12 protein-coding genes, 1 tRNA gene, 1 pseudogene and 1 riboswitch are annotated in these 13,202 nt (G+C 61.5%); of the genes and pseudogenes, 9 read left to right on the forward strand and 5 right to left on the reverse strand.

All coding sequences use genetic code 11. The annotated features are described in order from the left end of the window. Both CFR79_RS06100 and CFR79_RS06105 read right to left on the reverse strand, forming a co-directional pair. Window positions 1-219, reverse strand: a pseudogene (locus tag CFR79_RS06100) (carbohydrate porin); the annotation flags it as partial. A gap of 152 nt (window positions 220-371) precedes the next feature. Beyond that, a riboswitch (cobalamin riboswitch) is annotated at window positions 372-599 on the reverse strand. Window positions 600-628: 29 nt separating this feature from the next. Next, window positions 629-1,570, reverse strand: coding sequence for a ribokinase (locus CFR79_RS06105; protein ID WP_102325352.1), 942 nt, complete (start codon window positions 1,568-1,570; stop codon window positions 629-631). 105 nt (window positions 1,571-1,675) lie between these two features. On the opposite strand from CFR79_RS06105, the gene CFR79_RS06110 reads away from it, so the two are divergent. Beyond that, a complete protein-coding gene (locus tag CFR79_RS06110) occupies window positions 1,676-2,725 on the forward strand; it encodes a redoxin domain-containing protein (protein ID WP_110547264.1) in 1,050 nt (349 codons plus the stop codon). Here CFR79_RS06110 and CFR79_RS06115 read toward each other — a convergent pair. From CFR79_RS06115 to CFR79_RS06125, 3 genes are all read right to left on the reverse strand, one after another. After that, complete coding sequence (locus CFR79_RS06115) at window positions 2,715-5,204, reverse strand: EAL domain-containing protein (RefSeq protein WP_258373429.1); 2,490 nt, start codon at window positions 5,202-5,204, stop codon at window positions 2,715-2,717. The two genes, CFR79_RS06110 and CFR79_RS06115, sit on opposite strands and share 11 nt — an antisense overlap. Window positions 5,205-5,433: 229 nt before the next feature. Continuing rightward, window positions 5,434-5,883 (reverse strand): cupin domain-containing protein, encoded by a 450-nt coding sequence (locus CFR79_RS06120; protein ID WP_110547266.1) that lies wholly within the window; start codon window positions 5,881-5,883, stop codon window positions 5,434-5,436. A 572-nt stretch (window positions 5,884-6,455) separates the two neighbouring features. Further along, window positions 6,456-6,541 (reverse strand) — tRNA-Tyr (locus CFR79_RS06125). A gap of 116 nt (window positions 6,542-6,657) precedes the next feature. Between CFR79_RS06125 and rlmB the strand changes: the two genes are divergently transcribed. The 8 genes from rlmB (at window position 6,658) to bluB (ending at window position 12,837) form a co-directional block, all read left to right on the forward strand. After that, the gene (rlmB, locus tag CFR79_RS06130; RefSeq protein WP_102325356.1) at window positions 6,658-7,485 is read left to right on the forward strand and encodes a 23S rRNA (guanosine(2251)-2'-O)-methyltransferase RlmB; all 828 of its coding nucleotides are present in this window, start codon (window positions 6,658-6,660) and stop codon (window positions 7,483-7,485) included. A gap of 170 nt (window positions 7,486-7,655) precedes the next feature. After that, on the forward strand, window positions 7,656-8,006 hold the full coding sequence (locus CFR79_RS06135) for a RidA family protein (protein ID WP_102325357.1): 351 nt from the start codon (window positions 7,656-7,658) through the stop codon (window positions 8,004-8,006). A 107-nt stretch (window positions 8,007-8,113) separates the two neighbouring features. Beyond that, window positions 8,114-9,118: an SDR family oxidoreductase gene (locus CFR79_RS06140; RefSeq protein WP_305069206.1), complete on the forward strand. Its 1,005-nt coding sequence runs from the start codon at window positions 8,114-8,116 to the stop codon at window positions 9,116-9,118. Between the two features lie 46 nt (window positions 9,119-9,164). Continuing rightward, the gene (locus tag CFR79_RS16115; protein ID WP_257997648.1) at window positions 9,165-9,287 is read left to right on the forward strand and encodes a hypothetical protein; all 123 of its coding nucleotides are present in this window, start codon (window positions 9,165-9,167) and stop codon (window positions 9,285-9,287) included. Window positions 9,288-9,594: 307 nt separating this feature from the next. Further along, on the forward strand, window positions 9,595-10,032 hold the full coding sequence (locus tag CFR79_RS06145) for a CHRD domain-containing protein (protein ID WP_110547267.1): 438 nt from the start codon (window positions 9,595-9,597) through the stop codon (window positions 10,030-10,032). A 130-nt stretch (window positions 10,033-10,162) separates the two neighbouring features. Next, on the forward strand, window positions 10,163-10,684 hold the full coding sequence (locus CFR79_RS06150; RefSeq protein ID WP_371207685.1) for a hypothetical protein: 522 nt from the start codon (window positions 10,163-10,165) through the stop codon (window positions 10,682-10,684). 58 nt (window positions 10,685-10,742) lie between these two features. Next, window positions 10,743-11,612, forward strand: coding sequence for an aldose 1-epimerase family protein (locus CFR79_RS06155; protein WP_110547316.1), 870 nt, complete (start codon window positions 10,743-10,745; stop codon window positions 11,610-11,612). A 583-nt stretch (window positions 11,613-12,195) separates the two neighbouring features. Further along, entirely contained in the window at window positions 12,196-12,837 is a 642-nt protein-coding gene (gene bluB, locus CFR79_RS06165) for a 5,6-dimethylbenzimidazole synthase (RefSeq protein WP_174234092.1), read from the forward strand. Window positions 12,838-13,202 lie beyond the last annotated feature (365 nt).

The following is a 13,202-nucleotide window of genomic DNA, read 5'->3' on the forward strand; positions in this document are numbered from 1 at the left end:
CTTTTCCTCCGCATCGGCCTGCGCGCGTTCTGAATCGCGCACCGTCGCAGGGTCAATCTGCTGGACCAGCGGGGTGGAATTGCCAAGGCGGGCGCGGTCCTGCGCAAGCTGGGTGAGGGGTGTCTGGGCGTGGGCTTCGGGACTGCCGGCAGTGCAGCAGCCCAGTAATATGATGCGGGGCAGGTACCTGCGCACCCGCAGGGAATGAAAGAATTTCATCTACAAAAACATCCCGTCAGGATGGGTCTGGTCATAACCGGCCACCACGCGGCGTTAACCGGGTGTCTGGTCGGTGCGGAACTGGCAATACGGGATGTTAACTGGTCGGATACATTCTTTTATGCCCATCTCCGGGAATACCCGCCCGGCGATATGGTAGGTGGACAACGGCAGGTCTCCTGGCTTGCGGGTCATTGCATTTCATCTACCTTCCCGGCCGGAGCCAGTGGTTGCCGCCTGATGGCGACGCCAGATGAAATACTCTCCGCCTACAGTTGCGGGTACAGCTACCGACTGCGACCCCGGGCATTGCACCCTGCCGGGTCTACGGCATTCCCTCTTTTACCCGCTTGCACGGGACCGTTGACTGATGGGGCGGACTATAATGCCTGCCGCCCTGCATGCAAGCTCAGCCCGGTGTCCGGTCAAGCAGGCATGCGACTTCATCGGCGGTCGGTGCCGCTTCGGCCGCACCCGCTCGGGTGGTGGCCAGCGCCCCGCAGGCAGCCGCGTAGCGCACGGCTTCGCCCAGCGTCGCCCCACGCGCCAGCGCAGTCGCCAGTCCGGCGTTGAAACAGTCCCCGGCCGCGACCGTATCAATCGCCCTGACCGCGAAAGGTGGTACGAAACCCCGTGTCGTGGCGGTGGAATATACCACGCCCCGGTGCCCCAGCTTGATGATGGCCGTGTGCGTGCCGCGTTCATGCAGGATCCGGGCGGCGTGCAGGGCGGTAGCTTCATCGACGGGCAGGATACCGGTCAGTTCGCGCGTTTCGTTTTCATTGGGGGTCAGGATATCCGCCAGGGCGAATAAGGCGTCGGGCAGACCGGTTGCAGGCACCGGGGCCGGGTCCAGCACGACCGGTATGTTCCGGTCACGGGCCTGTCGTGCGACGGCCTGCACCAGCTCCGCATCCATTTCCATCTGCATCATGACTACTGCCGCATTGTCCAGCACCGGGGCCAGATGGGAACAGGCTTCGGCCCCATGGGCCATGTTGGCGCCGCCATCCACCAGAATCTGGTTTTCCCCCGCATGGTTGATGGTAATGAAGGCCCGGCCCGTGCCCGCCTGCGGATCGGCCAGAAGCCAGCGCGCGTTCACCCCGGCATCGTGCAGGGTGGTGCGCGCCATTTCGGCCAGCATGTCGGTTCCGGTCCAGCCAGCCAGTGCCACGTCCTGTCCCAGCCGCGCCACCGCAACCGCCTGATTTGCGCCCTTGCCCCCCAGCCCGGTCGTGGAGGAATGGACATGCAGCGTTTCACCGGGATGCGGGAAACGCTCGACATGCGTGACAAAATCAATGTTCGTGCTGCCGATCACGGCAATATGGGCGGGGGACGTGGACATGGCGGACCTGACATGATGCAACGGATGACAACAGTCATATCAGCATGTCGCCGGACAGAAAAATATATGGTGCTGGCATGATGCCGCCATGGGGGATGGGAAATCATGAACGTATTGCCGGTTGCAGCGGGCGATCCAGCCCCACGGTTTGTGCAGCGCTGTACAACGCGGTGGGGTCATTACAGCTTTGACATGGCGGCGGGCCGATACAGCATTCTGTTCTTCTTTCCCTCCACCCTTGATCCGGGCGCTGCTCGCGCCCTGTCGGTCATGCGGGCGCGGGCCGCGCAGCAGGCGGACGGTGCGGTCGGTTTTTTTGGCGTCAGCGCGGACAGTGCGGATGAAACCCGTATCCCGGTTGTAACAGGCGGGGAATCCATCCGGTTTTTCCGGGATGCCGACCGCAGGGTGCATGACCTGTACGGGATCGGGGTGGGGCAATGCTTCTGGGTCGTGGTCGATCCCATGCTGCGTGTATGCCTCAGCATGCCCGATGCGCCGGATGTGGCGGCGCGCGTGCTCGATCATGTCATGCGCCTGCCGCCCGTGCAGGATGGGCCGGTTCCCGCACTCATGCTGCCTGCCGTGCTGGAACCGGCGTTCTGTCAGGTACTGATGGATTATTACCACACGCACGAATCCCGTCCGTCTGCCGTGCTGACGCGCGGGGCGGATGGAAAGCCGGTCAATATAATTGATTCTGGGTTCAAGAGCCGACGTGACTGCCTGTTACGCGACGGTGATCTTGTCCGGCAGTTACAGGCGCGCATCATCCGGCGTGTGGTGCCCGAAATTACCCGTGTGTTCCAGTGCACCGTGACCCGCATGGACCGCATGGTGCTGGGCCGGTACGATGCGGCGGAGGGTGGATGCTTCGGTCCGCATCGTGACAATACGGTGCCGGGGGCAGCCCACAGGCTGTTCGCCATCTCGATCACGCTGAACGATGATTATGGGGGCGGGGAACTCTCCTTCCCCGAATTTTCGTCGCGCGGCCTGCGGCCGCCTGCTGGTGGCGCGGTGGTGTTTTCATGTGCGCTGCTGCATGCGGTCCGCCCGGTAACGCAGGGGGTGCGGTATGCGTGCCTGCCCTTTGCGTTCAACGAGGCGTCCATGGCGGCGGCACGGGAAGCTAGCGCTCCGCTTACGGGTTGAGGGCGGACTGGAACCTGCGTTCGCGTATCCATGTATCAAGTGATTCAGCATCCATTGGATGGGCGAAATAGTACCCCTGTATCACGTCACAGCCGATGGCGCGTAGCTGGATGCACTGTTCGGCTTCTTCCACGCCTTCGGCAATTACGGTCATGCCCAGCGTATGGCCAATGCGGATGATGGCGGTCACCACCTGCCGTACATTGCCGGTGCTGCCGAAGCCCTTCATGAAACTGCGGTCGATCTTGACCTCGTTTATGGGCAGGCTGGCAAGGTTGGCCAGGCTGGAATAACCGGTTCCGAAATCATCCATGGACAGGCCGATCCCCAGATTGCGGATCGCGACCGCCGTGGTCATGGTCTGCTCGAAATTCTCGATCATGGTGGTTTCGGTCAGTTCCACGATCAGCCGTTCCGGCGGGACGTTGGTCTGGTGCAGCACGGTGGCAAGCTGGGAAACCAGTTCGGGGTCCTGAAACTGTATGGCGGACAGGTTGACCGACACGGTCGGCACCGCCACGCCGCGTGCAATCCATTCGGCCATCTGTTCACATGCCACCCGTAACGACCATGCACCCAGCGCGCGGATCTGGCCGGTTTCTTCCGCCACGGGAATGAACCGCCCCGGCGGGATCGTGCCCAGCACCGGGTCGGTCCAGCGTGACAGGGCTTCCACCCCGTGCAGCCTGCCGGTCAGCACGTTCACCTGCGGCTGGTAGACAAGGTTCAGCCGTCTGTCGGCAATCGCTTCACGCAGGCTGGATGCCAGTATGACATGGTCATCGGCCTGCCGGGTCATGGACGGATGGAAGAAACGGTAGCAGCCGCGGCCCGCCTTCTTGGCCTGTGCCAGCGCGGTATAGGCCTGACGGAGGGTTTCCTCCATGTCCTGATCGTCGATATGGGTGCAGATGCCGATACTGCCCGAAATGCTGACCGGGATGCCATCCACGGTAAACGGTTCTTCAAGGTTATGGATGATGCGTTCGGCCAGAAGGGTAACGTCGGGCGCGTTTTCTTCGGTAATGATGACGAACTCGTCCCCTTCCGTGCGGATCAGGACATCGCGCCCGGCAATGCCGTGGCGCAGGCGGCGGGAGAGTTCCAGAAGTAGCTGGTCGGCCCGGCCCTGTCCCAGTGCCTCCACAATCTTGCGGAAGCGGTCGAGATCGATGATCATGAGGCTGATCGGGGCGGCGGGCTGGCGGTTATCAAGTTCCTGCATGCGGCGGTTGAGCCACATGCGGTTGGGCAGGCTGGTCAGCCGGTCCGTATAGGACAGGCGTATGATGGATTCACGGCTGCGCTGCTGTTCGATGGCCAGCATGGCCAGATGCACGCAGGCGCTGACGATGCGGCGGTGCCAGACATCAGGTGCGCCGGGATTGCGGAAATACAGTGAAAAACTGCCCGCCACATCGCCGTTGCGCAGGATAATGGGCACGGCCCATTCCGCTGCAATCCCATGCGCGCGCATGGTGGCGCGCAGTTCGGGCCAGCGGGTTTCGGTGGTGAAATCCGCCACGACCACTTCTTCCGCCGTGGCCATGGCCGTGCCACAGGCCCCGCCTGTCGTGCTGGCCTCCAGCCCCTCAAGAGCGTGGAGCATGGGCAGCGGAATATTGCCATGACCGCCCGGACGCACCGTCGGGCCACTGCCCAGCATGGCCACGGCCATGCAGTCGGGCGCGATCAGTTCGATCCGGCGGCACATGAAGTCCAGCATGACATCCAGCGGGAACTGGTCCGTCAGGGCTTCCACCACATCGCGTTGCAGTTCGCGTAACTGCTGGTCATGGGTGATGTCGTGCAGGACGACGATAATATCGCTTAACGTTTCATTCGTCGCGTAATGGGGGGTGACCGCGCAACGCAGCCGCAGTTCCCTGCCCTGCGGGGTGCGCGTGCGCATATCCAGTTCGAAGCCGGTGCGGTGCGAGAGGTGCTGCTGGAACTGGCGCAGGGTTTCGATATCGCCCTGCGTGTCGGACAGCAGGGAACTGAAGGCCATGCCGTGCAGCACATCCGCTTCCGTGCCAAGCAGGGCGAGGATGGCGCGGTTGGCATGGGTGATGCGGTATTGCGGGTCAAGAACCAGAATGCCCCGGTCGGTCGCATGGACGATCAGTTTGCTGATCTCCACTTCCTCGCGGTTGCGTTCCTCCTCCGTCCGGTCGTGCAGGCAGACCAGTTCGTAGGAATGGCCGTTCCAGTTTATGCCCTCACGGCACAGATGCACCGGCACGCCCAGCCCGTCCCGGCGGCGCAGGGTGGTGTGGCATTTGCGCGCCCCCTCCACCGGCATGGGTTCGCAGGCGTGGGACAGGTCGGGAAACAGCCGGCCCAGCCGCGTGTCGGCCATTTCGGCCTCATTATGGCCGGTCATCTCGCGGGCCGGGGAATTGCTGTAGACGATACGACCCGACCCGTCCGCTATCATCACGGCAAGCGACAGCTTCTCCAGCAAGGGTGAAGACATCTGTGAGATGTCCGACATGGTCGCCTCTTTCACTATGTGTCGTCTCACTTCACCAGGGGTAGCGGATGGGGTCGTCACGGCATGAAGGGCAGGAGTGTGGAACGGCGCAGGCTGTCAGGCAACAGCGATCACCAAAATATATTTCCTGTTGCCCTCACGGAATCGTTTTCGTGTACCTTGTTGTTTTTTAAACACAAATAACGTTATTGCGATTTCGCAACAGTCTGTATCAGTATTCCGGTTTTTCCCCTTTTGCGGGAACGGAGGTCGGTGTGCCCGGTGTGCCGGCATAGGTCAGCAGCAGGACGGTCCGTGTTTCCCCCGTTTCGCCGCGATGGGTATCGTTGACTGATTCGGCAAAGGCCTGCCCTTGATGGAAGGTCTGCGTTTTGCCCGTTTCCCGGTCATGGATTGTCAACTGCCCTTCCAGCACATACCCCGCGTTCGGTACCGGATGGGTATGCCATGGCAGGGCGGTATGCGCGGGAATGGTCAGCCGGATCATGGTCAGTTCCGGTTGTGTGGTGGGGTATTTTTCATACGTCATGCCATTCCATGCGTGATCGGCCTGAAGCAGGATATCCCGATGGCCGGACGCAACCGACTGCGCATGTCCCGCCGTGCTGGCGGTAACGGCAATTGACAGACAGGCGGCAAGAATGGGGATTGACCGTAGCATCTGTATCTTTCCATTTGGTTGTCATTCTGAAATATAGCGCACGGTATGGTCAGGCGTTGCCATAATAATAGGAAAATGGTCGGCCCTATCGGATATTATCGGCCAAATACTTAAAATATCATTATATTACAATATGTTACAAACAATATAGAAATAATGATTCGTAGAGTAAAATAATGGTTCATTCTGGACGGAAATATAATCGACAATATTAAGTAAATATCAATCAATGCAGAAGCGAAGTTATGGGAATAATTTTCATAAATTCATTCGGAATGGAAGGCATCTGATGGGATGTATCGTTTTCATTATGTCAAAAAAATGAAAACGAAGGAAAAATTCATAATCTGACAGTAATGAATGGCGCGCACGGGGTGTATCCCGCGCCTGCGCAGGTTGCATGACCGAAGTCGTCCTGCCCGTCAGACGTGGATTCCGTGTGTACCGCCCGTGCCCCACGTGCGTTGCCGCCACGGAACGGCCCTGCGCATGGATTGCTGCCAGACCGTTACCGGCACAGGTGAGCGACCGCGTGTAGCGGTAAGACCTGATATTATATTGAGAAAGGAGAATGGTGGAGGGAGTTGGATTCGAACCAACGTAGGCGTACACCAGCGGATTTACAGTCCGCCCCCTTTAGCCACTCGGGCATCCCTCCGGGTTGGCGGGGTAATTAAGGGGTATGGCGGGGGGTGTCAATAGGTTTGGCGAAAAACTTCGCCCGCGTGCATTTCGGGGAATGACGCAGCCCGTCGTTAGGCTTAAAGAACGGGCATGAACATGCGCGCTCCCCGTCGTCGCGGCCATTCGCCTGCGGCCCCTTCCGCTTCGTCTTCCCGATCCGGACCTGACCGGGGTGGTCGGGGGGGGCGTGGGGCGGCCTCAGCCCCGCGTGGCACCTGCTGGCTGTATGGGCTGCATGCCGTACAGGCGGCGCTGGAAAACCCGGATCGCAAGCTGCGCCAGCTTCTGGTGACAGCCGAAGCCGAGGAAACGCTGGCCGAAAAGCTGGAAGGCGGTTTTCCCATCCAGCCCGTGCGGACCGAACGCGCGCGGCTGGACATGCTGTGTGGCGCCGATGCGGTTCATCAGGGCATGGCCCTGCTGGCCGATGCCCTGACCGCGCCTGATCTTGATACCGTGCTGGAACAGCCCGGACCGGTTCTGGTGCTCGATCAGGTGACCGACCCGCGTAATGTGGGGGCCATCCTGCGTTCGGCGGCGGCGTTTGGTGCGGTGGCTGTTGTCATGCAGGACCGTAACGCGCCGGAAGAAACCGGCACGCTTGCGCGCGCGGCATCCGGTGCGCTGGAAATCGTGCCGCTGATCCGTGTGGTCAACCTGTCGCGCGTGCTGGACGCGCTCAAGACCCGTGGGCTGTGGGTCGTGGGGCTGGATGCGGGCGGTGGCGTACTGGATGGCGCATCCTTCCATCAGCGTCGCGTCGCACTGGTGCTGGGGGCCGAAGGGGCCGGACTGCGACGGCTGACGCGCGAGCATTGTGACGAGATTGCCGGTCTGGCCATGAGCAGCCAGATGGAAAGCCTGAATGTATCCAATGCGGCGGCGGTCGCGTTGTACGAGATGTTCCGCCACCGCTGATTCCCGCCCGCGCAACTGTCACGAGGTTTCGCTTGCGCATCGGGTGGGCAGGGGTGCCAGGCGGGTGACGCACCAACTCATATCGTTTCCATCCACGCCATGATCGGTTAGGCCAGCAGGGGCAGCCATGCCTGCGAGCATAACGAATCCCAGCACGGAAGGACCTTCATATGACCATTACACGCCTGCAACCCGAAGAAAGGCTGACCGGCGCCGTCGTGCATGGTGGCGTGGTCTATCTGGCCGGACAGGTGGCCGACGATCCCGACCTTGATGCACAGGGCCAGACGGCGGACATCCTGCGCCAGATTGACGCCCTGCTGGTGGAAGCGGGCACAAGCAGTGCGCGCCTGCTGTCAGTCCAGATTTTCCTGAGCGACATGAACGATATGGCGGCCATGAACCGTGCATGGGATGCGTGGCTTGATCCCGCGTGCAAGCCCGCGCGCGCCACGGTGGAAGCCCGCCTGGCCGATCCGCGCTGGAAGGTCGAGATCACCGGAATCGCAGCCCTGCCCTGATCCGCACGCAGGCAGAAAACGCGCCCGGCAGGCAACCCTGCGGCGGCGAAGGGTGTTCTGGTCTGTAAACAGGGTGTCAGCACCCCACAGACAGGGAGCATTCCATCATGCCTGATGACATGCATCATTCTTCATCCCGCCGGACGGTCCTGACGGGTGTGGCGGCCGGTCTTGTCACGGTCGCCGCCGCGTCGGGCCGGGCGCAGGGCGCGGAAATGACCGCCCCGCACGCCGCGCTGGTCGATCCGGAAAACGCCTATCCCCGCCCCCCGTTTCCCGAACAGTCACAGCCATGGCCCGGCCTTGCGGGCAAGATGACGCCACGGCCCGACCATGGGGAAACCAGCTATCGCGGGTCCGGTCGGCTGGCGGGGCGCAAGGCGCTGATTACGGGCGGGGATTCCGGCATCGGTCGTGCTGCGGCCATCGCCTATGCGCGGGAGGGGGCGGATGTCGCCATCGCCTACCTGCCACAGGAAGAACCCGATGCGCGCGAGGTTGTCGCCCTGATCCGGGAGGCCGGACGGAAAGCGGTGGCACTCCCCGGCGACCTGCGGGACAGGAAATACTGTACCTCGCTGGTTGAACGGGCGCATAGCGAACTGGGCGGGCTGGATATACTGGTCAGCAATGCGGGCCGCCAGCGTCATCAGGATTCCATCCTTGATATCAGCGACGAACAGTTTGACGAAACCTTCCGCACCAATATCTATGCGCTGTTTTACCTCAGCAAGGCGGCGATCCCGCTTATGCCGCGTGGCGGCGCGATTATTGCCACGGCTTCGGTCAACGCGTTCAATCCGTCCGAAATCCTGCTGGATTATTCCGCGACCAAGGGGGCCATTGTCGCCTTTGTCAAATCACTGGCCAAGCAGATGGTGCAGCGCGGCATAAGGGTCAATGCCGTCGCCCCTGGCCCGTTCTGGACCGCACTGCAGATCAGTGGTGGCCAGACGGAGGAGAACATCCACAATTTTGGCGGCAATACCCCCATGGGCCGTGCCGGGCAGCCTGCGGAACTGGCCCCGGTCTATGTGCTGCTGGCATCGGCCGAGGCCAGCTACATTACCGGTCAGGTCTACGGGGCAGCGGGCGGTACGGGCGTGGGTTGACGGCAGGTGGCCACCGCGTCTTGTCGCCTTACGGGATCGGTGGCACATGGCATGGATGCGTGTGATCCTGTCCTGCCTGCTGATGCTGCTGGGTATCGTGGTGTGCTACTTTGCCATGGGCATGGTGGTGGATACCGGGCGTTTCATATCAGACGCGCACCCCTGGTAACGGGTGCCGTCCTGCCCTTGCGGAGGGTGTGATGCACTGTCAGTGGATGAATACGCATGGCCTCGCCGGCCTGTTATGGCCCCGTCGGCGTGGGTGCTATCAGCGGGTTTCGCTATGGTTCCGGCCGGATATGGCATGGATGGAACGCCCGCGCCCGCTGGATATATAAGGGGCCTGCGTACCGGGTCTGATAATGATTTGTATTGCATGACCGGTACGTTCATGCATCACATAAACATTCACTGCGTAAACATTACATCAACAATAAAGTATTGCATGCAGGCAGTATTCTGTAGTGGAGGTTGATATGGTCCGTTTTTTCGCCCTGCCCGCCCTTCTTGCGGCGAGCATCGCGGTCGCTTCTCCCGTTATGGCGGCAACCATGCGGCTGGAAGGTCATTTCCAGCCCGAACATGCAACGACCTCCCACCCCGAAGGTACGGTCCGGGCCACGCTCGATACCCACAGCAATCTGGTCAAATATACGCTGACATGGACCGGGCTGAGCGGGCCGGTCGTCGCCGCCCATTTCCATGGCCCCGCTTCGGCCAGTGAGGAAGCGGGCGTGCTCGTGCCCATTCCCGCCCCCTACAAATCCGGCCAGCACGGCTCCGTCCTGCTTTCATCCGAACAGGCGCAGGCCCTTCAGAACGGACAGGTTTACGTGAACCTGCACACAGCGGCCCTGCCCAATGGGGAAGCGCGCGCGCAACTGGCCCCGGTCACGCCCGGCGGGGCGAAATAAACTGAAGCTGAAGCGGTACATGTCCATGATATAATTTGCATGGCTGGTATTTGTGCGGCACTCTCAACGTGTGACATGGAAACCATGTCGGCCATGTAAGGATATGGGGCGACACCGTTCGCCGGAAGTCATGGAGTCTGCTTTGCGCCTTGCATCTCTGGCCGCCGCGGCGGTCGTTATGTCCGTGTCCTCTATCGGCCCTGTCACGTATGCTCATGCAGCCGATGCGCTGGGTGATCACACGGGAACCATTGCCTTTACCCTGTCAGCGGCGGATCTGGGGGCGGGTGTTTCGTGGGGGAAGGGTATCCTGACGTTTGAAGGGCACGACTATCCCTTCCGTATTCATGGTGGCTCCGGTGCCGCCATCGGCTTTTCCAGAACACGGGCTACGGGCACCGTCTATAACCTGTACCGCCTGCAGGATATCGAAGGGACATACTGGTCCGTTCAGGGCGAAGCGACGGTGGGCGCGGGCAAGGGCGGCGCCGTCATGGAAAACAATAACGGCATATACATCAAGTTTACATCCAGCAGCAGCGGGGCGCGGCTGGCCTTTTCAGTGGAACGCCTGACCCTGAAACTCAGACCTGCCAATGGGGACAAAGGCGCGCCTGCTCCGCTCACATCTGCTTCAACCGCGCATCAGTAGGCAGGGACCACCCTGATCGTGCATGGTGGCCCATCATGAAATGGATGGAGCCACCGGCATGACTGACGATACCCACACATTCGGCGATGGTGTTCTGGGCGCAACCGTAAGCGCCCACGGGGCGGAACTTCGTGCCCTGCGCGCCGGTAGCCGCGACCTGCTGTGGAGCGGGCAGGAACCGTGGCGGCGGCATTCCCCCGTGCTGTTTCCCATTGTGGGGCGGCTGGTGGATGATACCGCGTGGATCGACGGGCGCGGGTATCACATGACCCAGCACGGTTTCGCACGCGACAGTGCCTTTCGCTGGCTGGAGCGTGATGAAACCGGTTGCCGTCTGGAACTGGTTGATACGGCGCAGACGCGCGAAGTCTTTCCTTTTGCCTTCAGCCTCGTCATTGAATACCGCATCACGCAGGGCAGGCTGTCCGTGGGGTATTGCGTCACCAACCCTGATGTGCAGCGCGTCCTGTCCGCATCGCTGGGGGCGCATCCGGCCTTTATCTGGCCGCTGGCGCCCGATGTGCCCAAGGATCGCCATGTCATCGAATTCGATCAGCCCGAACCTGAAGACGTACGCAGGCTGGACGGGGGGCTGCTGCTGCCCGATCCACTTCCCACCCCGGTACGGGGGCGTATGCTCCATCTGGATGAGGCGCTGTTCACGCATGATGCCCTGATTATGGACCGCCCCGCCAGCCGGGGCCTGACATACCGCATTCCCGATGGTCCCGGCCTGCGGCTGACATGGGAAGGGTTTGCGCAACTGGGCATATGGATGAAGCCGGGGGCTGATTTCCTGTGCATCGAACCGTGGTACGGGCTGGCCAGTCCTGTCGGATTCAAGGGTGAATTTTCCACCCGTCCCGCAGTGTTCCATCTACAGCCGGGGCAGGAATGGCGGGCTTCGTGGCAGATTGGCTGTATCTGAGGAAACGGACGTTCCGGCAGGTGCATTTTTCATGCAACACCTGCCGGAAAAAGCCCTGCGAAAAAAGCATGGATCGGCCCGGAAATCTGCGAAAATATTATATTTGCAAGCATCGGGTTGCGGCGTAGCGTGCGCGGCAGGAGCAGCATGCGGCAAGCGCGCCCGCTAGGCTCACGGGAAACGCCTCGATGCGTAGTTTTTCTCCTGTCCCTGCCATGGGATTTTCCCCGTCTCCCGCCTTCCTTTCCATCCGTACCAGGGCCCGGCGCGTCGTCGCGTGGGTTGGTGCCGCGTATCGGAAACAGGGAATGATGCTGCTGGCCACGCTGCCCAGTATCGCCGTGCCGTCCGGTTGCCATGCCGGGATTGAGGGAGCGCCTTCCCTGCTGGCCCTGCGGGGTTGGGACCGGAACTGACCTGCGGCGGTGGTCAGTCCTGCCGGATATATTCTGATATGGCGGCGCATTCCGGTGCGCCGCCATATTCATATCTGCACGGTGGCATCCCCATATGGCGGGCGTGCCGTGGCCACCCAGGGATTGGGGACGTGACAGACGGGCCGCAATGAACGAAAGAGAACGGCATGACGACCATGCCCGAATTCTCTCCCGTCTTCATGGACCAGTTGGACGACCTGTTTCGCTGGCGGCGGGATGTACGGCACTTCCGCCGCGAACCCGTGCCCGAACCGGTTCTGGATGAATTGCTGCGTATTGCCTGCCTCGCGCCATCGGTCGGACTGAGCGAGCCATGGCGTTTCGTCCGCGTGGACGACCCGCAGCGGCGTCAGGCCGTGCGGCAGGACTTCATGCGCTGCAATGCCGAAGCGCTGGCCGATCGCACCGGGCCGGATGCGCAGCATTACGCACGCCTGAAACTGGCGGGTCTGGACGATGCCCCGCACCATATTGCCGTGCTGTCCCACCCCGAACCGGCGCAGGGACGCGGGCTGGGGCGCGGCACCATGCCGCAGACGACAACATGGTCCACCGTCATGGCCATCCATACGTTCTGGCTGGCGGCGACGGCAAAGGGAATCGGGGTTGGATGGGTGTCGATCATCGACCCGGACCAGATCATGCGCGTACTGGATGTGGAACCGACGCTGGAACTGGTGGCGTATCTATGTGTCGGCTACCCGGCGGAACCGGCCAGCACGCCGGAACTGGAACGCCGGGGGTGGGAGCGCCGCGCACCCGAACGGCGGGAATGGATACAGCGGTAAGTGATGCGGCAGGGTTGCTGTGCCGTTTTCTGAAACTTTTTGAAAAAAGCTTCACCAAAAACGTCTTTATGATTTGTGGCATGACCCCTGTTGCGCTGGCGCGGTTCGGTGCGATCCAGAAAACGGGGGGCAGATATTCACTAAATCCGGTTTTGCTCCGGGGCCGTTTCACCCATTGTGCCAGCCGGATTTCAGTCGGGTAATCGACATGCGCAGTTCCGGTGACCGCATGCCGGGCGGGGTTCAGGTCCGGCGCGCAATTCCTGCTCCGGCGGGGCTGGCATATGAAGCCGTGCATGATTTTCCCGAACGGAGGAGCGGACACTGCTGCATCATTTTGAATATCTGTTCCAGCACTACGGTTA

It is taken from the genome of Komagataeibacter saccharivorans, assembly GCF_003207825.1.
Classification (GTDB): Bacteria; Pseudomonadota; Alphaproteobacteria; order Acetobacterales; family Acetobacteraceae; genus Komagataeibacter; species Komagataeibacter saccharivorans.

Excerpts from the sequence above, each read along its gene's own strand:
- CFR79_RS06115 (WP_258373429.1), bottom strand. The coding sequence starts at position 5,204 with ATGTCTTCACCCTTGCTGGAGAAGCTGTCGCTTGCCGTGATGATAGCG.
- CFR79_RS06145 (WP_110547267.1), top strand. The coding sequence starts at position 9,595 with ATGGTCCGTTTTTTCGCCCTGCCCGCCCTTCTTGCGGCGAGCATCGCG.
- CFR79_RS06140 (WP_305069206.1), top strand. The coding sequence starts at position 8,114 with ATGCCTGATGACATGCATCATTCTTCATCCCGCCGGACGGTCCTGACG.
- CFR79_RS06150 (WP_371207685.1), top strand. The coding sequence starts at position 10,163 with ATGGAGTCTGCTTTGCGCCTTGCATCTCTGGCCGCCGCGGCGGTCGTT.
- CFR79_RS16115 (WP_257997648.1), top strand. The coding sequence starts at position 9,165 with ATGGCATGGATGCGTGTGATCCTGTCCTGCCTGCTGATGCTGCTGGGT.
- CFR79_RS06155 (WP_110547316.1), top strand. The coding sequence starts at position 10,743 with ATGACTGACGATACCCACACATTCGGCGATGGTGTTCTGGGCGCAACC.
- CFR79_RS06110 (WP_110547264.1), top strand. The coding sequence starts at position 1,676 with ATGAACGTATTGCCGGTTGCAGCGGGCGATCCAGCCCCACGGTTTGTG.
- CFR79_RS06105 (WP_102325352.1), bottom strand. The coding sequence starts at position 1,570 with ATGTCCACGTCCCCCGCCCATATTGCCGTGATCGGCAGCACGAACATT.
- CFR79_RS06120 (WP_110547266.1), bottom strand. The coding sequence starts at position 5,883 with ATGCTACGGTCAATCCCCATTCTTGCCGCCTGTCTGTCAATTGCCGTT.
- rlmB (WP_102325356.1), top strand. The coding sequence starts at position 6,658 with ATGAACATGCGCGCTCCCCGTCGTCGCGGCCATTCGCCTGCGGCCCCT.
- bluB (WP_174234092.1), top strand. The coding sequence starts at position 12,196 with ATGACGACCATGCCCGAATTCTCTCCCGTCTTCATGGACCAGTTGGAC.
- CFR79_RS06135 (WP_102325357.1), top strand. The coding sequence starts at position 7,656 with ATGACCATTACACGCCTGCAACCCGAAGAAAGGCTGACCGGCGCCGTC.